The sequence below is a fragment of the Asanoa ishikariensis genome (assembly GCF_900107455.1).
Taxonomy (GTDB): domain Bacteria; phylum Actinomycetota; class Actinomycetes; order Mycobacteriales; family Micromonosporaceae; genus Asanoa; species Asanoa ishikariensis.
Genome location: NZ_FNQB01000004.1, coordinates 635,177 through 653,713 on the forward strand (window position 1 = coordinate 635,177; position 18,537 = coordinate 653,713).

Sequence of the window (18,537 nt, forward strand, 5' to 3'; positions counted from 1 at the left end):
ACAGTCATGAAGGCGAGTGCACATAGTGCGAACACCGCTGTGACATCGATTACCTCGTCCGGTGACAACGATTACCTGGCGAGCCCGAAGAGGGGACCGATCAGTGCTGATCGCGACGCCCAACCTGTGTCTGGATAGGACACAGCTCGTCCCAGAGTTGGTGCTGGGCGGGGTGATGCGCGCCCGTTCCGTGGAGGTCACGGCCGGCGGCAAGGGTGTCAACATCGCGCGGGTCGCCCGGTCTCACCAGCGAAAAGCCACCGTCGTCGGCCTGGTCGCCGACCGGGACCGGGAACGCCTGCTGCGCCTGCTCGCAGAGGAAGGCGCCGACGTCGTCGACGTGCCGATGCCGGGCGACACCCGCAACGCGATCATCATGATCGAGCAGCCCGGCGGCCGTACGACGATCGTCAACGAGCAGGGCTCCACGATCGACGCCGACATCTGGGAACGCTACCGGGACGCCGTCGCGGCCAACCTCCCCGCCCACCTCACGCTGTCCTGCTCGGGCAGTCTCCCGCCGGGAGCGCCGGAGGACGGCTACGGGCAGCTCGTCGAACTCGCACACACCGCCGGTGTGCTGGCCGTCGTCGACACCGCGCCCGGTGCCCTGCGCGCCAGCCTGGCCAGCGGCCCCGACCTGGTCAAACCCAACCTCCAGGAAGCCGAGGCGGCGATCTCCGGCACCTCGGGCCTGGTACTCACCGACGCCGACGGCGACGTCCGGGAACGCGCGATGGACGCGGCGGCCACGCTGTGCGCGCTCGGCGCCCGCAACGCCGCGGTCACCGCCGGCGCCCACGGCGCCGCCCTGGCCGAAGGCGCGGCAAACCGGGTGCGCTGGTTCCCGGCGATGAAGGTCCAGGTGGTCAGCGCGGTAGGCGCCGGCGACTCCTTCCTCGGCGGCGTCCTGCTCGAGCTGGAAGCCAACGACACGCCCGACTGGGCCGCCGCGATCCTGCGCGGCTCGGCCACGGCCAGCGCCTCCTGCGAGCAGCTACGCGCCGGCGGCGTCGACCCGAACCGCGCGGCAGAACTGCTGGCCCAACTCCGCAAACAGCCCACCGAGCCCGCCCGGCGGTTGTCGTGAAGGCCCCACGGCCCCGGTTGCGGGATGTCGCGGAGGCCGCGCAGACGAGCACCAAGACCGCGTCGCGGGTGATCAACGGGGACGTTCGCGTCTCGGCCAGCACCCGGGCCCGGGTCGAGCAGGCCGTCGTCGACCTCGGCTACCGGCCGGACCCCCTCGCACGGTCGTTGCGGCTCGGCCAGGACGAGACCATCGGCGTGGTGGTCGACGAGGTCGGTGACCCGTTCTTCGCCAGCGTGATCGGCGAGATCGAGCGGATGGCGCTCGACCGGGGCGTCTCGGTCATCATCGCCAGCACGCGCCGGCTCGCGGAGCGGGAGCGGATCGTGCTCGACGGCCTGCTCCAGCGCCGGGTCGCCGGGCTCATCATCGCGTCCATTTCGGACACTCACGCGTACCTGCGTACCTCACCCTGCCCCTTGGTCTTCATCGACCGGGCGGCCGAGGACCTCGCGGCCGACGCGGTGGTCGTCGACGACCGTGGTGGTGCCCGGATGGCCATCGAGCATCTGATGCGGCACGGCCACCGGCGGATCGCCTACATCGGCGACCGGCTGGACACAGCGACGGCGCGGTACCGGCTGGCCGGCTACCGGGACGCGTTGGAGGCCGCCGGCATCGCCCCCGACGAGGATCTGGTCGCCGAGGTCGAGCCGGCCAAGGGTGACGCCGGTGTCGCGGCCGAGACGTTGCTGCGCCTGGCAAACCCACCGACGGCCATTTTCAGTGCCAACACCCGGTGCTCGCTGGGTACGTTGCCGACCGTTCACCGGCTGCGCCGGACCGACATCGGCTTCGTCTCGTTCGGTGACTTCGCGATGGCCGACACGATCACCCCGGCGATCACCATCATCGAGCACTCGCCGGAGCTGATCGGCCGGCTCGCGGCGGAGCGGCTGTTCAGCCGGTTGGCCGGCGAGGACCCGCCGGTGGAGACGATCCTGGCGCCGCTGCGGGTGGTGCCGCGCGGCAGCGGAGAGCTGGGGCCGGCATGACCGAGCTCGTGGCCGGGGTCGACCTCGGCACCACCGACACCAAGGCCGTCCTGACCCGCCCGGACGGCGAGACCGTCGCGTTCGCCCGCAAACCGACGACGTGGACGCACAAGCCGGACGGCCGGCTGGAGACCACCGGCGCCGCGCTCGCGAACGACGTGCTGCGCGCCCTCGCCGCGGCGGTCGACGAAGCCGAGAAGAGCACGGGTGGCCCGGTAAAGATCACCGGCATCGGCATCGCCGGCCTCGCCGAGAGCGGCGTCATCCTCGACGAGCACGGCAACGAGACCTCCCCGGTGATCGCCTGGTTCGACGAGCGGGGCATGGCCGAGCTGACCGCGCAAGGGCCCGCGTTCGTCAGCGAGTTCCCGCGCCGCACCGGGCTGCCGTTCGGCACCCAGTGGAGCCTGCCGAAGCTGCTCTGGATGCGCGATGCCGGCATCCGCCTGGACCACGCGTCGCGGTGGCTGAACATGCCGGAGTACGTGGCGTACGCGCTCACCGGCGAACGGGTCAGCGAGCCGTCGTTGGCCTCCCGCACCGGCCTGCTCGACCAGGCGACCGGGCGGCCGTGGTCGGAAGCGCTCGAGCGGATCGGCGTCAAAGCGGCGTTCCTGCCGGAGCTGCTGGCGGCCGGTCAACGAGCCGGCACAGTAAAGATCAATAACCACGCGTTGAACGGCGCCGCGGTCACCGTCGCGGGGCACGACCACCCGGTCGCCGCGATCGGAGCCGGTGCCACCGGCCCCGAGGACCTGTTCAACTCGTGCGGCACCGCCGAGGTCCTGCTGCGCTCGGTGCCCCGGATCCTGACCGACGACGAGCGTTCGACCCTGGTCGGGCTGGGCGTCGACGCGGGCCGGCACGTGCTGCCGGGGCATGGCGTGCTGATCGGCGGGATGCGGTCCGGGTTGGTGATGCGCCGCGTCCTGGCCCTCGTCGGCGCCGACGAGCCGGCGCGGCGCGACGAGCTCGACCGGCGATGGCGACCCGACACCGCCAAGGGCGACGGCGTCACCGTGTTGCCCGCCGCGCCGCACGACAACGACGTGACGCTGCGGCTGCGCGACGGCGCGGGCCCGGACCAGTTGTGGGCGGCCACTCTCGCATACCTCAATGAGCAGACCGAAGCCCTGCTCGCGGCGGTCAACTCGGTGGTCGGCGAGCACCGCACGGCGGTCGCGGCCGGCGGGTGGACCCGGATGGACAGCGTACGAACAGCGAAAGCGGCGGTGATCCCGCGTCTGCGGATCTCCGCGCTCGAACAACCGGGTGCCCGTGGTGCGGCGATGTTCGCCGCCTGCGCCGCCTACGACGTCCCGTTCGACAAGGTGACGCGGCAGTTCCAGAACCCGGCCGTCGCCACGGAAAGGACCACACATGACAGCCCGAAATAGCGGCCTCGGGTCGATCGCGGACGCCGACGGCGTGTTCTCGATCGTCGCGATGGACCAGCGCAACACGCTGCGGCGGATGTTCGCCGCGGTCGGCCAGGAGGCCACCGACGCCGACATCCGGCAGGCGAAGATCGACGTCGCCGGTGCCCTCACGCCGCTGGCCAGTGCCATCCTGCTCGACCCGACCTACGGGGTGCCGGCCACGACCGAGGCGGGCGCGCGGGCGGCTAGCTGCGGCCTGCTGGTCGCGGCCGAACCGGCGGACCGGGGCAACTACAACGGCGAGCCGCGTACGCACCGCGACCCGAAGCAGGACGCCGAGTGGGTCCGGGCCCAGGGCGGCGACGCGGTCAAGTTCCTCGTGCAGCTACGCCCCGGCCGGCCGGTCGGCGACGGCCCGGACATCTCGGCGGAGGTGCTCGACATCGTCCGCGAGGTCGCCGCCGACTGCCGGGCGGCCGGCGTGCCGTCGGTCGTCGAGAACCTGATCTACCAGTTGCCCGGCGAGCAACTGACCGAGCAGCAGCGCGAGGACCTGATCGTCGAGGCGGCCGTGCAGATCGCGGACACCGGCGTCGACCTGGTCAAGATCGAGTACCCGGGCTCCGCCAAGGGCTGCCGCCGAGTCGCCGAGACGGTCAAGGCGCCGTGGGCGGTGCTCTCGGCCGGCGTGGGCTTCGATGAGTTCCAGAACGTCCTGCGGGTGAGCTGCGACGAGGGCGGCGCGTCGGGCTTCATCGCCGGACGCTCGATCTGGAAAGAGGCCATCGGCCTCGAAGGGACGGCACGGCAGGAGTTCCTGGACACCGTTGCGCGCCAACGGTTGCAGACCTGCCTCGACACGGTCGCCGGGCGGGCACGGCCCTGGCACGAGGCGGTGAGCAAAGCATGACTGCGGTCCTCGAGGCGCGCGGCATCACCAAGCACTATGGACACGTCGAGGCGCTGACCGATGCCAACTTCGACGTGCAGGCCGGTGAGGTGGTCGCCCTGATCGGCGACAACGGCGCCGGCAAGAGCACGCTCGTCCGGATCCTCTCCGGTGCCGAGTCCGCCGACGGAGGCGAGGTGCTCTTCGACGGCAAGAAGATAACCCTGACGTCGCCGACGGACGCCCGCGAGCTCGGCATGGAGACCGTCTTCCAGGACCTCGCGCTGGCGCCGCACCTGTCGCCGGTGCAGAACATGTACCTGGGCCGCGAAGTCATGCGCAAAGGCCTGCTCGGCATGCTCGGCTTCATGGACAACAAGGCGATGCGCGACGGCAGCCGCAGCGCGTTCGACCGCCTCGGTGCGACCGTGCGCGACCTGAACGGCACGGTCGGCGGGATGTCCGGTGGTCAGCGCCAGGGCATCGCGGTCGCCCGGGCGGCCGCCTGGGCGCAGAAGGTCATCTTCCTCGACGAGCCGACCGCGGCGCTGGGCGTGGTGCAGACCCAGAACGTGCTGGACCTGGTCCGGCGGGTCAGCGGAGAGGGCATCGGCGTCGTGTTCATCAGCCACTCGATGCCCCACGTGATGGAGGTCGCCGACCGCATCCAGGTGATGTGGCGCGGTCGCCGGGTGGCCACCTACAACAAGGCGGACACCTCGATGGAGCAACTGGTGTCCGCGATGACCGGTGCCGTGGCACAGGAGGCATCATGAGCACGTCCACCACCAGCGCACCGGCCTCCACTGAGGACGCACCCACCAGCCGCCTGTCGCGGATTTCCCGTCTCCAGGCCCTGCAGATCCTGATCCTGCTGGTGGTCACGATCGCGGTGTTCACGGCGCTGCGCCCGGACACCTTCCTCACCGGGTTCAACATCCGCGGCATCGTGCAGAACACGGCCATCTACGCGGTGCTCGGCGTCGGCATGACGTTCGTCATCATCACCGGCGGCATCGACCTGTCCGTCGGCAGCGTGCTGGTGTTCAGCGGCGTGGTGGCGGACAAGATCATGGTGGCGTACGGCGGGCAGGGCTGGGGGACCGTCCTCGTCGGACTCGTCGCCGCCCTCGCCTCCGGCCTGGCCTGGGGTCTGCTCAACGGCATCCTGGTGGCCAAGGCGAAGGTGCCGCCCCTCGTGGTGACGCTCGGCTCGCTGAGCGCCGCACTGGGCTTCGCCCAGATCATCACGAAGGGCCTCGACCTGCGCGACGCGCCGCAGACCCTGGTCAACGACATCGGCTTCGGCAACATCGTCGGCCAGGTGCCCACCATCGCCGTCGTCTCCGCGGTGGTCGTCATCCTCGGCATCGTGCTGCTGCACCGCACCCGCTTCGGCCTCTACACGTACGCCATCGGCTCCAACGCCGAGGCCGGCCGCCGCGCCGGCGTCAAGGTCGACCGACACCTGATCAAGGTGTACGCGTTCGCGGGGTTGCTGGCCGGGTTCGCCGGCCTGCTCAACCTCGGCTTCTTCCAGTCCACGACGATCGGCGGCCAGTCCAACACGCCGCTGAACGTCATCGCCGGCGTCGCGATCGGCGGCACCAGCCTGTTCGGTGGCATCGGGTCCGTGTTCGGCACCGTCATCGGACTGTTCATCCCGATCGTGCTGCAGAACGGGTTCATCCAGACCGGCGTCCAGCCGTTCTGGCAGCAGGTCGTCGTCGGCGCGGTGCTCGTCGCCGTGGTCTACGTCGACCAGCTCCGTCGCGCAGCGGCAGTGAGAGGCACAAAAACACGCCTGCCATTCCTGTCCCGTGCAGGAAGCACATCGAGAAAGGGTTCAGCATGAAGCGCAAGTCAACCGCCATAGTCGCCGCGTTGGCCGCCGTCGCGCTCGGCGCGGCCGCCTGTGGCTCCGACACCGACAGCGGCGGTACGACCGCCGGCGGGGCGAAGGACGGCAACTACAAGCTGGCATTCGTCCAGGGTGTAGCCGGCGACGCGTTCTACATCACCATGGAGTGCGGCATCAAGGAGGAGGCGGCCAAGGAAGGCGCCACCGTCACCACCCAGGGTGCCCAGAAGTTCGACCCGACGCTGCAGACCCCCGTGCTGCAGTCGGTCATCGCCTCCAAGCCCGACGCGATCCTGATCGCACCGACCGACGTCTCCGCGATGCAGCAGCCGATCGCGCAGGCCAAGGCCCAGGGCATCAAGATCGTCCTGGTCGACACCACGCTCAACGACCCGTCGGTCGCCGTGTCGGCGATCTCGTCCGACAACACCGCCGGTGGCAAGGCGGCGTTCGAGGCGATCCAGAAGCTCGCCCCCAACGGCGGCAAGGTGCTCGGCGTCGGCGTGCAGCCCGGCATCAGCACCACTGACGCCCGCGACAAGGGCTTCGCCGACGCCGCGAAGGCCGACTCGAAGTTCACCTACCTGGGCGTGCAGTACTCGCAGAACGACCCGGCCAAGGCCGCGTCGATCGTGAGCGCTGCGCTGCAGAAGGACCCCGACATCGTCGGCATCTTCGCGTCGAACCTCTTCTCGGCGCAGGGTTCGGCGACGGGCATCCGCCAGGCCGGCAAGCAGGGCAAGGTCAACGTCGTCGGCTTCGACGCCGGCCCGGAGCAGATCAAGGCGCTCCAGGACGGCACCGTGCAGGCGCTGATCGCCCAGCAGCCGGGCGACATCGGCGTCCAGGGCGTGCAGCAGGCCATCAAGGCGCTCAAGGGCGAGTCGAACGAGGCCAAGATCCAGACCGGCTCGACCATCATCACCAAGGACACCATCGACAGCGCGGAGGGCAAGGCGGCCGCCTACAAGGCGAGCTGCTGACGCTGTCCGGCAGCCGGCCCGGCACCCCGCGCCTCGGGGTGCCGGGCCGCACCTTCACCGGTCGAGGGTGACCGCGATGTCGGTGACGGGAGCCTGGCCGGCGAACGAGCCGATCACGTCAGCCCGGCCGGTCAGCAGGGAGATCTGATAGAAGCGCTGGCGGCCGTCGACCTTCAGCGTCGCGTACGCCGTGTTGGCGCGGGTCTTGCCGGCCCGCAGGTCGCTGACGATGTCGAGGCCGGCGTCGCCGGTCGCGTCGACGCCCAGCGCGCCGGTCGGCGCGAGCTCGCCCTGGTTCGCCGGCGATTGCACCACGATCTGGTCCGTCGTCGTGTTCAGGTCGAACAGGGTGGTCGCCGTCGTCGCGTCCAGGTCGTTGTTGGTGTACGCCGCCGCCGTCACGCCGACCGCCGCCGTGGAGGCCGGGGGCACCGTGAGCGTCGTGTCCGTGGCCGTCGTGCCGGCCGCCGGTGCGCCCGCGGGGTCGTCGATGTTGTGGCGCAGGTTCTGTCCGGTGTCGCTGACGACCCGCAGCCGGTTGGCGGCCGGATTGAAGTCGACGCCGAAGCGCGTCCCGAGCAGCGGCACGGTGAGCCGAGAGACCTGGGCCGCCCGGGCGTTCGTCGTGTTCAGGGTGTAGACGCCACCCTGGTTCCCGACTCCGTACAGCTTGCCGTCCTGCACCCGGAAGTCGATGCCGACGAGGCGCGTGTCGCCGGTCAGGCCCTTGACGACGCCGACCCGGCGCGCGTCGCCGGGGCGGTCGGCCCGGAAGCTCACCAGGTCGCCGCCACGGGTCAGCCCGACGACCCGCGGCGCCGCGTCGGACTGCCGCGAGCTGCCCACCAGCAGTGCGTCGGCCGGCGCGGAGCCGGACGACCCCCGCAGCGCACCGATCGCGAGCGTGCCGACGGCGACCGCGCCGACGGCGGCGAGCACACCGGCGATCATCTTCTTCCGCATCCGATCCTCCACTCAGGTCACGCCGCCCGGAGTGGGCCGGCATACCCCTGATTCGGAGTCCGGCGGGGAGTGGACAGGTGCCGATACCCGACACCGCTCATTCCCGTTCGTACACGGTGACGTGCCTGGTGCTCTTGCCCGTGAACGGGGAGCGGTCCCAGTCGGTGTAGCGCGCCGTGCGTCGCAGGCCGGCCAGCCGGGCCATCAGGTCGAGCTCGCTGGGCCAGGCATAACGCAGGAGCAGGGGCCGCAGCGTCGTGCCGGCGGCGTCGATCGTCACCCGCTGGTAGGTGACCGTCTGGGCCACCGGGTCGTGGATCTGGTACTCCATGTCGACCGACTCCTCGGTCAACGCCCGCGCCGCCACCCGCTGCCCGTTGTCGAACGCGGCCACGTCCTGGACGAACGCCTCGATGACGAACCGCCCGCCCGGCCTCAGCACCCGGGCGACGTTGCGGAAGCAGTCGACCTGCCGCTCCTGCGAGGTCAGGTTGAACAGGGTGTTGAAGACCAGATAGGCCATGTCGTACGGCCCGTCGATGCCCTCCAGGTCGGCCATGTCACCGACGACGACGGGGATGCCTGCCCCGCCGGGCCGGGCACGCATCCGTTCGACCATGGCGGCGGAGCCCTCGATGCCCTCGACCCGGACGCCGCGTGCCGCCAGGGGGAGCGTCACCCGCCCGGTGCCGGCGGCCAGCTCGAGCACCCGGCCGCCGGCCGGGACGAGCGCGGCGAGGAAAGCCACGGCAGCGGTCGGGTCCAGCTCCGTGCGGTCGTCGTACTCGTGTGCGTAGCGGTCGCCGTAGAAGTCAGGGTCGCCGAAGCTGCTCATGCCGACCGAGCCAACCAGCGGCCGCCGGGTTTGGCCATCGAATTGCGCGGGCTCGGTAAGATCAGGATCTTGACGGCGGAAGGCGAGACAACGTGGACGGTCCGAACGAGACAGTGCGGAAGCCGGCCACGTCGGCCCGGATGTACGACTTCTACCTGGGTGGCGCCCACAACTTCGCGGCGGACCGGCGGGCGGCGCTGAAGGTCATCGAGCAGTACCCGACGGTGCCCGCGGTGGCGCGCACGAACCGGGCGTTCCTGGGCCGGGCGGTGCGGTTCCTCGCCGACGCCGGCGTGCGGCAGTTTCTCGACATCGGCTCCGGGATTCCCACGTCCGGCAACGTCCACGAGATCGCCCAGCGTTCCGTGCCCGAGGCCCGGGTCGTCTACGTCGACATCGACCCGGTGGCGGTGGCGGAGAGCCGCGAGATCCTGCACGGCAACGACCTCGCGACGGCGATCCACGGCGACCTGCGCGACCCCAAGGCGATCCTCGACGACCCCGGGGTGCACGGGATGCTCGACCTCACCCGTCCCGTCGCGGTGGTGCTGGCCGCGGTCCTGCACTTCGTGCCCGACGACACCCAGGCGCACGGGGTGGTCGACGAGCTACTCACGGCCCTGCCGGCGGGCAGCCACCTGGTCATCTCGCACGGCGCGGCCGAGACGTTCCTGCTGGGCGACGAACGCACGGCCGCGGCGCGGTCCGTCTACACGCGACAGACCTCGACGGCGGGCAAGCCCCGTACCCGGGAGGAGGTCTCGCGTTTCTTCGGCGCCCGCTGCGAGCTCGTCGAACCCGGAGTGAGCTGGGCTCCGGACTGGCGACCGGCAGCGGACGACCCGACGGACTTCGAGAACGACACCCGCCGCAGCGGCATGTGGGCCGCCGTCGGCCGACTGCTCTAGTCGTCGTCCTCGGCGGTCAGCACCCAGGACACCCCTTGCTCGGGGTCTTCCATCGCCAGGCGCACGTACATCATCGGCTCGGCGGGCTGGCGCCAGGCGACGCAGCGCAACCGGTCGACGAAGCCAGTGACGAGTCGCGGGTCGTGTGTGCCGGCCATCGCGATCAGCGCCGTCCACAGCGCGACCCGTCCCACGGCCCGCCCGGACGCTCCGCCGTACGCCCGGTCGCCGCTGGCTAGGTGCACCAGGTCCGAGTACGCCGAGGAGAACGGAATCTCCCAGGCGGAGCACTCGTCCGGCGCCGTCGCCGACGCGGCTTCCCAGGCGGTGGCACGGAACGCTCTGGCCTGCGCGGCCGTCGACAAACCGGCCAGGACCGGCACGGCCGGATGATCAATGCTGGCCGCCGGCGTGGACGGCAACCGCGCCGGGTCGGCCAGGTCGGGCGGACAGGCCCACACGGAGCCGCTCCTACCGCGCCGGGCGTATCCGGGAACCTCGTGCTCGTCCCAGCCCGCCGCCTCCCACGGTTCGAGGCACAGCGGGGCGGCCGGCCGCATCGACGTCAGGTCTTCGCTGCCGCGCAGGTCCTCGCCCCACAGAACGCGCATCTGAGTGACGAGAGAACGGATGCGCGGATCGGTGAGATGCGGGTCGAGATCCCGCCATGGGTGGTGGGAGGCGACCTCCCACAACGGTCCGAGATATCCCCGGTCGTCCGTGAACAGCTCGGCCGCAGCGGCGGCGGCGGAAGCCGGAGCCTCGAATGCCACGAGGTGCGCCGCCTCACGGCGTGCATCCTCGGGCGCTGGGCCGGCGGCGAAGTCGAGCAGGTCACCCCAACGGCCGGCGTCGGCCATCCGGTTCAGGTCGCGGGTAGCCACCCGCCCATTCTGCCGGTGGTCAGTCGAGGCAGTGCAGGGCGACCTCGGCGGAGCGCATCAGGGCGGCGCGGTCCGAGTTGATGGCGCCCATCACGCGCAGGCCCTGCAGGGTGCTCACCAGAAAGCCGGCCAGGTCGCCGGCGTTGCGGTCGGCCGGGATCTGGCCGCGTAGCTGCGCCTCGGCGATCAGGTCGTAGAGCGCCAGCTCCAGCGATTGGGTCGTCGAGCGGAGTCGGTCGACCACCCGGGGATCGAAGTGTGCCCGCTCCATGGCGGCGCCGACGATGAGGCAGGCCATGCGTTGCCCGTCGCCGACGATGTCGTCGATCACGCCGACGAAGACCGCCCGGATGACACCGCGGGCGTCGTCGCTGGAGCGCAGGATCTCGACCAGGGGTGTCGCGTAGCGCTGCCGGTAGCGGTCGAGCGCGGCCAGGTAGAGGCCTTCCTTGCTGCCGAACGCGGCGTACAGCGAGCCGCTGCCCAGGTTCGTCGCCTCGGCCAGGTCGCGCATGGAGGCGCCTTCGTAGCCCTTGGCCCGGAACACCCCCATCGCGGCGTCCACGGCGGCGTCGAGGTCGAACTCCCGGGTGCGTGCCATGCCCTGAACGCTACCTCTATCTGGAACGATTGCCAAAGTTGTTTGCGCGCCTAAGACCCAGGTGAGCCCCGACTTCGTGAGCCCAATGTCCGGTTCGATCCCGCCGCTGTGGCTGCCGTTACTTTGCCGATCGTTCCAGAAACGATTAGCGTCTCGACCCGTACAGCGAACGACTGCGACGGGAGAGCGTGATGTCTGGAACGTTGGAATCGAAGGTGCTCGTGGTGACCGGTGGAACGCAGGGCATGGGCCTCGCGTTCGCGCGTCGCGCCGCCGCCGAAGGCGCCCGCGTGGTGATCGGTGCCCGCGACAAGGAGCGCGGCGACCAGGTGGTCGACGAGCTAAGGAGCGCGGGCGGCAGCGCCGTCTTCGTGCCGACCGACGTGACGGTCGAGGAGGAGATGGCGCGGCTGGTCGACACGGCGGTGTCGGAGTTCGGGCGGCTCGACGGCGCGTTCAACAATGCCGGCGGCGGGCCGATGGCCAGCATCCGCGAGGCTGACAGCGGGATGTGGCACCGGTCGCTCGCGCTCAACCTGACGAGCGTCTTCTACGGCCTCAAGTATCAGCTTCCCGCGATCGTCGCGGCCGGCGGCGGGGCGATCGTCAACAACGCCTCGGTGTCCGGCGTCAAGGGTGACCCGACGCAGGCCGCCTACAACGCCGCCAAGCACGGTGTCATCGGCCTGACCCGGTCGGCCGCGCTCGACGTGGCCCGCTCGGGTGTCCGGGTGAACGCCCTGGTCACCGGCCTGATCGACACGCCCATGTGGCAGGGGGTCGTCAATCGCGATCCGGTGGCCGCGGAGCGCTACCTGTCGACGCAGCCGACCGGGCGCGCCGGCACCGCCGAGGAGGTCGCGGCGCTGACCGCGTTCCTGCTCAGCGACGAGTCCGCCTTCGTCAGTGGCGCGGCCATCGCGATCGACGGCGCCTTCAGCGCCTGACGCACGCGACGGCCCGCCACCCGTGAAGGGTGACGGGCCGCCGCCTAGCGATGGGTCAGCCGAACTGGACCCAGTTGAGGTTGACGAGGCCGGTCGTCGGGCCGCCGGTGACGCCGCCGAAGACCAGGTAGAGCTTGTGCGGGCCGGCCGGCTGGCTGACCGCGACCGAGGTCTCGACGAAGGCGCCGTTGCCCGTCGTCGCGTTCAGGGTCGCTGTGCCCACCACCGGACCGGTCGGCGAGTCGAACCGGAGCTCGACCGTGGCCCGCGGGGTGCCCGCCGTGGCCGCCGAACCGCCCGAGTGCCGCAGTGTCACCGTCGACACCCCGCCCAGGTTGATCGGGTCGAAGGCGATGTTGTCGCCCGGGTCGATGCCGTTGACGTGCTGGCCGCCGCCGGTGTCACCGGTGTTGCCGATCGTCACGTTGGTCTGCACCTGCGCGAACTCGGCCTGCTGCCGTGGCGTCTGGATGATCGCCTGGCCGACCGTGGTCAGCGGCGGCTGGCCGCCACCACCCAGGTCCGTGTACGACGCGCTGATGCCGCCGTAGAGATAACCGCCCGCGTGGTCGGCGCCGTCAGCGGGGGACTGCACCGTGCCCGTGCACCCGGTGGTGGAGCTGTCCGGGTGGCCGTGCGTGTCGTGGCCGAGCACGAACGTCACCACGACGCGCGAGCAGTCGATCGGACCGTCCTCAGGATCCGAGACCTCGACCGTGTACGGAATCGGGTCGCCCCAGTTGAAGAAAGTGCCCGCCAACGGCGTGGTGACCCGCACCGTCGGCGCGGTGTTGCCGACCACGATGACCGTCGTCAGGACGCCGGTCTTGCCGCTCGAGTCGGTCACTGTCAGCTTGGCCACATAGGACCCGTTCTGGGTGTACGTGAAGGACGGGTTCGGGTCGGCCGAGTCGACCGTGCCGTCGTTGGTGAAGTCCCACGCGTACGAGATGGACTCGCCCGGGTCCGGGTCGAAGGTGCCGGCCGAGGAGAAGGCGACGTTCAGTGGTGCCTGCCCGGAGGTCGGCGTCGCGGTCACCTTGACGACCGGCGACCGGGTGCCCTTCACGTAGCGGATGACGGAGAGCTGGGCGTCCGGGTTGGCGTTGAAGAAGCCGTCACCGTACTCGAGCACGTACAGCGCGCCGTCGGGGCCGAACTGCATCTCCATCGGGTTGTCGAACAGCGTGCCGGGCAGGAACTGCTCGACGCCGTTCAGGTTGCCCTTGCCGTCCGTGCGCATCATGAACAGCTTGTCGCGGGTGAACTCGCCGAAGACGACCGCGTTGTTGAAGTACTCCGGGAACTTCACCTGCGAGGTGCTGTCCGCGTCGTACTTGTAGATCGGGCCGCCGTGCGGTCCGACGCCGCCCGTGCCGATCACCGGCCACTTGAAGTCGCAGGCGATGGGCGGGTTCTGCAGGTACGCGCTGCCGCACGGCGTGCGGGCCTCGTACGTGTACCAGAACTGGGGCTGCTGCACCGCGGGAAGCACGGTCAGGCCCGTGTTGTGCCGCGAGTCGTTGACCGGCGCACCGCAGTTGAACGGCTCGCCCGACGTACGCGTCGCGAAGTCGAAGTCGAAGTAGGGCAGGCTCGGCGAGACGCACAGCGGCCAGCCGTAGTTGCCGGCCTTGTTGGCGCTGAACCACCGGCCGGTGCCCTCCGGCCCACGCGTCGGGTTGGAGACCCGCGAGTCGGGGGAGTAGTCGGCGATGTAGAGCCGGCCCGTGCTGTCGACGTCGAACCGGAACGGGTTGCGCAGACCCATCAGGAAGATCTCCGGACGGGTCTTGCTGGTGTGGTCCTGTGCCTCGGGGAACAGGTTGCCGGCCGGCGACGTGTAGGTGCCGTTCGCCTTCACCTTGATCCGCAGCACCTTGCCGCGCAGGTCGTTGGTGTTGGCCGAGGAGCGCCGGGCGTCGTAGCCGGGACCCTGGTTGGCCGAGTCGTTGATCGGCGTGAAGCCGTCCGAGCCACCGGCGTTGGTGTCGTCACCGGTGATCAGGAACAGGTTGCCCTTGCCGTCGAACTTGACCTGGCCGGCGACGTGGCAGCAGATGCCGCGGTCGACGTCGACCCGGATGATCTGCTGCTCGGAAGCCAGGTCCAGGTGCGGTGCGGGGCTGTCGACCAGCTTGAACCGGGAGAGCTGGTTGTAGCCCTTGAACTTGTCCCACGTGGTGGGGTCGGCGTTGGTGGCCGGAGCGTCGCCCTCGTTGACGCCCGGGGTGGCCGGGTTGTCGACGGGCGTGTTGAGCTGCGGCGCGTAGTAGACGTAGACCCACTTGTTGGTGGCGAAGTCCGGGTCGATCGCCAGCGTCTGCAGGCCGTCCTCGTCGTGCGAGTAGACCGGCATCGTGGTGATCACCGGGCTGGCGTTGGTCGCCGGGTCGTAGAGCCGGATCTGGCCGCCGCGGGTGTTGTGCAGCACCCGGCCGTCGGGCAGCACGGCCAGCGACATCGGCTCGCCGGGCTCGTCGTTGAGCGTGACCTTCTCGTAGTTGGCCAGCACGGTCGCGCCGCAGTCGCCCTCGACCACGCCGGACGCCCACTGGATGCCCCCGAGCAGGTGCTTCTTGTAGGCACCGGCCCGGTAGGTCTCGATCGAGTGGCCGAGGCCCGTGTAGAACGACCGGCCGCCCTGGTAGTCCTTGCACCAGCTGATCGGGTGGTCGAAGCCCATCGTGCCGCCGGTGACGCTCTTCTCGTCGACTGTGGCGAGCACGTGCGACTGGCCGCGGACGTTGGCGGTGAAGTTGTACCACTCCTCCGTCAGGGTCAGCGCGCGCGGCACCGTCTCCGTGGCCGGGTGCACCCGGTCCGCGACGTCGACATTGCCGGGCTCGACGCCGGTGACACTGGCCACCTTGGCGCCGACGAGGGTCTGGTAGAACGGCCAGTCCGGCTCGGTCTCGGCCGCCGCGTGCACGCCGACGTAGCCGCCACCGGCCTTGATGTAGGCCTCGAACGCGCCCTGCTGGGTCGGGTTGAGGATGTCACCGGTGGTGTTCAGGAACACCACGGCGCGGAAGTTGGCCAGGTTCGCCGCGGTGAAGTCGGCCGCGTTCTGCGAGGCGGTGACCGTGAAGCCGTTGTCCTGGGCCAGAGCCCGGATCGTGGCCACACCGTCCTGGATGGACGGACGGCGTACGCCGGCGGTCTTCGTGAAGACCAGCACCTTGTAGTTCTTGGGCGCCCGGGCCTCGGAACGTAGGGCGGCCGGGCCGTTCTCGGCCGCGACCAGTGGCTCGGGGGCCGTCGCGGGATCGGTTGGGCGGGGGTCCGCTATGGCGCTGGCCGGAGCCAGCGCCACGAGCGGCAGCCCGATGGTCGCCGCGGCCAGCACAGCCAGCCGTCGACGAAGGGTGGTTGGCATTTCTTCCTCCGGGGTGGTGGGTTGCCTTGCCTCGGAGGCCGGGCGCGCGCCGCCGCGCCCGGCCCGTTTCACAAATGAAGCGGGGTGTAGCCGAAAATCAGTGGCCGCGCTTGTAGATGGTCAGCTCGGACATGTTCTGGTAGGAGATCTCCGCGAACTGCAGCGACTGGCCGGGGTTGGCCGCGCCGCCGGGTGCGCTGTCCTGCTCCCAGTTGGCGTGGCGGTAGTCAGCGTCGCCGATCGTCTCGAAGAACTGCTGGAAGTTGATGTCGCCCTCGCCGAGCGGCGTCATCTCGTACCCGTTGGCCAGCGCGTTGTTGCGATTGCCGTCCTTGGCGTGGAACAGCGGGAACCGGTCGCCGCGCGAGGCCACGTTGAGGATCGGGTCGAACAGGTCGGTGCGCTCGACGCCGCGCTTGTCGATGAACTTCTGGTGCTTGTACCGGGCCACGTACGCCCAGTAGATGTCGAGCTCGAAGAAGACGTACTTCGGGTCGGCCTTGCCGAAGAAGTACTCCAGGCGCCGCATGCCGGACGACCGGGTGGGCTTGCCGTTGGCGTCCAGCGGGCCCTCGTCGAGCAGGAACGAGTAGGCCGCGTCGTGGTTGTGCGTGTAGAGCTTCATGCCGCGCTTGCGGGCCTGCCGGCCGAGCTCGTTCCAGACGTCCGCCGCGGCGTCCCAGTCCGCGCGGTAGTTGGAGTTGGTCGGGTCGGAGCCCGTGCCGATGTGCTTCATGCCCAGCGCCTCGGCGATGTCGAGCTGCGCGGTGAAGGTGGTGGGGTTCACCGACGCGTGCGTGCCGTTGGCGATCAGCCCGTTGTCGTCGAGGATCTTGCGGATCTCCGCCGGGGTGATCTGCCGGCCGAGGATCGAGGTGTGCTGGTTGTAACCGGCGAACTCGACCTCCTTGTAGCCGAGCTCGGCGATCCGGGCCAGGACCCGCTCGAAGCCGTAGGGCACGCCGCTGTCGTCCGGCGCCGCCGAGATCCGGTCCCGCACCGAGTAGAGGATGATGCCACGCCGCTTCTCCGGGATCAGCTCCTCGGAGTGCAGGCCCCGGGTGCCGATGGCGGGCGTGCTGGTGGACAGCACGGGCAGTCCGGCGGCACCGATCGCGGCGCCGGCGGCGGCTGAGGCCTTCAGGATGTTGCGCCGGGTCAGGCGGCGGCGCTCGGCGGGGTCCATCGGAGTTTCGGTCATCGTCGTCCGTCCTCTCGGCGGCAGGGTCTGCCGCCAACTGCGCGCCGGCAGGTGAAGCCGTCGCGGGGGGATGAATCGATTCAGGCGCCGCCGATGCGCCTGTACAGGCGTGGTCAGATCTGACAAGGGGCAGGTGCCGCGGTGCCACGCGCGGCGGGCGACCGGCTCTGGGATGACCGGGCGTCCCGTGGTGTGTCCTGTGTGTTACGGGAGACGATAATGTCAGTCGATGGCAAAAGATAGATGGTTGCGAACGAAAGTTCTTTGTAGATCACCGGAACTTTTGCACGATCGGCAGAAAGCCGTGCCGCAACGAAACTGAACTCACGCTAGTGAATATTTACGCAGGTCGTCAAGGATGTTTGCGCCATCGCAACGTGTTCGCATAGCGAACGACCCGTTCACCAGCTGTGCAGGGTGCCGTCTTCGAGGCGGTTGACCGGCAGCGCGGCGGGTCGGTAGGGGAACGCGGCGGCCAGGTCCTCGTCGATGTCGACGCCCAGGCCGGGCTCCTCCGACGGGTGCAGGTAGCCGTCGGCGAAGTGGTAGCCGTGCGGGAACACCGCGTCGGTCTCCGCCGTGTGTCGCATGTACTCCTGCAAACCGAAGTTCGGGATCGCTACGTCGAGGTGCAGCGCCGCGGACATGCACACCGGCGACAGGTCCGTCGCGCCGTGCGAGCCGCTGCGCACCTGGTAGAGCGCGGCCAGGTCGAAGATCCGGCGAAGGTGGGTGATGCCGCCGGCGTGCACGACGGTGGCCCGGATGTAGTCGATGAGCTGCTCGGTGATGAGCTGCTGGCAGTCCCAGATGCCACTGAAGATCTCGCCGATGGCGATCGGTGTCGTGGTGTGCTGGCGAATCAACCGCAGGCTGTCCTGAAGCTCGGCCGGCGTCGGGTCTTCCATCCAGGTCAGCGCGTACGGCTCCAGGCTCTTGCCGAGCCGGCCCGCCTCGATCGGGGTCAGCCGGTGGTGCACGTCGTGCAACAGCCGCAGGTTCGGACCGAACTCGTCACGGACCTGGGCGAACACGCCCGGCGTGTGGGCCAGATAGCGCTCGGTCGACCAGACCGCCTCGGTCGGCACCGCCGCGTCGGCCGGCTCGTAGAACATCTTGTCGCCGCTGACGCCGTACGTGGTGGCCAGCCCCGGTACCCCCGCCTGCACCCGCACGGCCTTGTAGCCGAGGTCGACATAACGGGCGACCTCGGCCAGCACGCCCTCGACGGTCTCGGCGTTGGCGTGCCCGTACACCGTCACGCCCTCTCGGCTGCGACCGCCGAGCAACTGGTAGACCGGCATGCCGGCGGCCTTGCCCTTGATGTCCCAGAGTGCCGTGTCGACCGCCGCGATCGCGGTCATCGTCACCGGCCCGCGTCGCCAGTAGGCACCCTTGTAGAGGTAGTTCCAGGTGTCCTCGATCCGGGACGCGTCGCGGCCGATCAGGGCGGGCACCACGTGGTCGCGCAGGTAACTGGCCACCGCCAGCTCACGCCCGTTGAGCGTGGCGTCGCCGACGCCGGTGAGGCCGTCGTCGGTGACCAGCTTGAGGGTGACGAAGTTGCGACCGGGGCAGGTGACGATCACCCGCGCGTCGACGATCTTCACGGCTGCCTCCGT

At 70.1% G+C, this 18,537-nt stretch carries 16 protein-coding genes; 9 read left to right on the forward strand and 7 right to left on the reverse strand.

The features are described from left to right. Positions 1-103 precede the first annotated feature (103 nt). From BLV39_RS35585 to BLV39_RS35620, 7 genes are read left to right on the forward strand one after another with little or no spacing between them, the layout of a single operon-like run. Entirely contained in the window at positions 104-1,090 is a 987-nt protein-coding gene (locus BLV39_RS35585) for a 1-phosphofructokinase family hexose kinase (RefSeq protein WP_090802090.1), read from the forward strand. Next, on the forward strand, positions 1,087-2,085 hold the full coding sequence (locus BLV39_RS42650; RefSeq protein WP_176985242.1) for a LacI family DNA-binding transcriptional regulator: 999 nt from the start codon (positions 1,087-1,089) through the stop codon (positions 2,083-2,085). The genes BLV39_RS35585 and BLV39_RS42650 overlap by 4 nt, the downstream gene beginning before the upstream one ends. After that, entirely contained in the window at positions 2,082-3,482 is a 1,401-nt protein-coding gene (locus BLV39_RS35600; RefSeq protein ID WP_090802095.1) for an FGGY-family carbohydrate kinase, read from the forward strand. Before BLV39_RS42650 ends, BLV39_RS35600 begins: the two co-directional genes overlap by 4 nt. Further along, a complete protein-coding gene (locus BLV39_RS35605) occupies positions 3,466-4,374 on the forward strand; it encodes a hypothetical protein (RefSeq protein WP_090802098.1) in 909 nt (302 codons plus the stop codon). The genes BLV39_RS35600 and BLV39_RS35605 overlap by 17 nt, the downstream gene beginning before the upstream one ends. Further along, positions 4,371-5,129 carry an ATP-binding cassette domain-containing protein gene (locus tag BLV39_RS35610; protein WP_090802101.1) on the forward strand — a complete coding sequence of 253 codons (759 nt, stop codon included), beginning with the start codon at positions 4,371-4,373 and terminating at the stop codon, positions 5,127-5,129. Before BLV39_RS35605 ends, BLV39_RS35610 begins: the two co-directional genes overlap by 4 nt. Next, the gene (locus BLV39_RS35615; protein WP_090802104.1) at positions 5,126-6,208 is read left to right on the forward strand and encodes an ABC transporter permease; all 1,083 of its coding nucleotides are present in this window, start codon (positions 5,126-5,128) and stop codon (positions 6,206-6,208) included. The genes BLV39_RS35610 and BLV39_RS35615 overlap by 4 nt, the downstream gene beginning before the upstream one ends. After that, on the forward strand, positions 6,205-7,197 hold the full coding sequence (locus BLV39_RS35620; protein ID WP_090802107.1) for an ABC transporter substrate-binding protein: 993 nt from the start codon (positions 6,205-6,207) through the stop codon (positions 7,195-7,197). The genes BLV39_RS35615 and BLV39_RS35620 overlap by 4 nt, the downstream gene beginning before the upstream one ends. Positions 7,198-7,251: 54 nt before the next feature. Here BLV39_RS35620 and BLV39_RS35625 read toward each other — a convergent pair whose 3' ends face one another. Together BLV39_RS35625 and BLV39_RS35630 are read right to left on the reverse strand one after the other, a co-directional pair. Continuing rightward, positions 7,252-8,160, reverse strand: coding sequence for a DUF4394 domain-containing protein (locus tag BLV39_RS35625; protein ID WP_090802110.1), 909 nt, complete (start codon positions 8,158-8,160; stop codon positions 7,252-7,254). A gap of 97 nt (positions 8,161-8,257) precedes the next feature. After that, entirely contained in the window at positions 8,258-8,995 is a 738-nt protein-coding gene (locus BLV39_RS35630) for a class I SAM-dependent methyltransferase (RefSeq protein ID WP_090802113.1), read from the reverse strand. 92 nt (positions 8,996-9,087) lie between these two features. On the opposite strand from BLV39_RS35630, the gene BLV39_RS35635 reads away from it, so the two are divergent. Next, complete coding sequence (locus tag BLV39_RS35635) at positions 9,088-9,903, forward strand: SAM-dependent methyltransferase (RefSeq protein WP_143050030.1); 816 nt, start codon at positions 9,088-9,090, stop codon at positions 9,901-9,903. On the opposite strand, the gene BLV39_RS35640 is transcribed toward BLV39_RS35635, so the two are convergent. Both BLV39_RS35640 and BLV39_RS35645 read right to left on the reverse strand, forming a co-directional pair. Next, positions 9,900-10,787 carry a hypothetical protein gene (locus tag BLV39_RS35640; RefSeq protein WP_090802118.1) on the reverse strand — a complete coding sequence of 296 codons (888 nt, stop codon included), beginning with the start codon at positions 10,785-10,787 and terminating at the stop codon, positions 9,900-9,902. The two genes, BLV39_RS35635 and BLV39_RS35640, sit on opposite strands and share 4 nt — an antisense overlap. A gap of 19 nt (positions 10,788-10,806) precedes the next feature. Then, the gene (locus BLV39_RS35645) at positions 10,807-11,388 is read right to left on the reverse strand and encodes a TetR/AcrR family transcriptional regulator (protein ID WP_090802124.1); all 582 of its coding nucleotides are present in this window, start codon (positions 11,386-11,388) and stop codon (positions 10,807-10,809) included. A 191-nt stretch (positions 11,389-11,579) separates the two neighbouring features. Here BLV39_RS35645 and BLV39_RS35650 point away from each other — a divergent pair, with 191 nt between their 5' ends. Continuing rightward, positions 11,580-12,335, forward strand: coding sequence for an SDR family NAD(P)-dependent oxidoreductase (locus BLV39_RS35650; RefSeq protein WP_090802127.1), 756 nt, complete (start codon positions 11,580-11,582; stop codon positions 12,333-12,335). A 55-nt stretch (positions 12,336-12,390) separates the two neighbouring features. On the opposite strand, the gene BLV39_RS35655 is transcribed toward BLV39_RS35650, so the two are convergent. The 3 genes from BLV39_RS35655 to manD form a co-directional block, all read right to left on the reverse strand. After that, a complete protein-coding gene (locus BLV39_RS35655) occupies positions 12,391-15,714 on the reverse strand; it encodes a ThuA domain-containing protein (RefSeq protein WP_090802129.1) in 3,324 nt (1,107 codons plus the stop codon). Positions 15,715-15,811: 97 nt separating this feature from the next. Beyond that, entirely contained in the window at positions 15,812-16,915 is a 1,104-nt protein-coding gene (locus tag BLV39_RS35660; protein ID WP_176985243.1) for a sugar phosphate isomerase/epimerase family protein, read from the reverse strand. A 401-nt stretch (positions 16,916-17,316) separates the two neighbouring features. Further along, on the reverse strand, positions 17,317-18,525 hold the full coding sequence (gene manD / locus BLV39_RS35665; RefSeq protein ID WP_090802132.1) for a D-mannonate dehydratase ManD: 1,209 nt from the start codon (positions 18,523-18,525) through the stop codon (positions 17,317-17,319). Positions 18,526-18,537 lie beyond the last annotated feature (12 nt).

Bases quoted from the DNA above. Each gene is read 5' to 3' on its own strand.
- BLV39_RS35600 (WP_090802095.1), top strand. From the start codon at position 2,082: ATGACCGAGCTCGTGGCCGGGGTCGACCTCGGCACCACCGACACCAAG.
- BLV39_RS35605 (WP_090802098.1), top strand. From the start codon at position 3,466: ATGACAGCCCGAAATAGCGGCCTCGGGTCGATCGCGGACGCCGACGGC.
- BLV39_RS35610 (WP_090802101.1), top strand. From the start codon at position 4,371: ATGACTGCGGTCCTCGAGGCGCGCGGCATCACCAAGCACTATGGACAC.
- BLV39_RS35615 (WP_090802104.1), top strand. From the start codon at position 5,126: ATGAGCACGTCCACCACCAGCGCACCGGCCTCCACTGAGGACGCACCC.
- BLV39_RS35620 (WP_090802107.1), top strand. From the start codon at position 6,205: ATGAAGCGCAAGTCAACCGCCATAGTCGCCGCGTTGGCCGCCGTCGCG.
- BLV39_RS35625 (WP_090802110.1), bottom strand. From the start codon at position 8,160: ATGCGGAAGAAGATGATCGCCGGTGTGCTCGCCGCCGTCGGCGCGGTC.
- BLV39_RS35630 (WP_090802113.1), bottom strand. From the start codon at position 8,995: ATGAGCAGCTTCGGCGACCCTGACTTCTACGGCGACCGCTACGCACAC.
- BLV39_RS35645 (WP_090802124.1), bottom strand. From the start codon at position 11,388: ATGGCACGCACCCGGGAGTTCGACCTCGACGCCGCCGTGGACGCCGCG.
- BLV39_RS35650 (WP_090802127.1), top strand. From the start codon at position 11,580: ATGTCTGGAACGTTGGAATCGAAGGTGCTCGTGGTGACCGGTGGAACG.
- BLV39_RS35655 (WP_090802129.1), bottom strand. From the start codon at position 15,714: ATGCCAACCACCCTTCGTCGACGGCTGGCTGTGCTGGCCGCGGCGACC.
- BLV39_RS35660 (WP_176985243.1), bottom strand. From the start codon at position 16,915: ATGACCGAAACTCCGATGGACCCCGCCGAGCGCCGCCGCCTGACCCGG.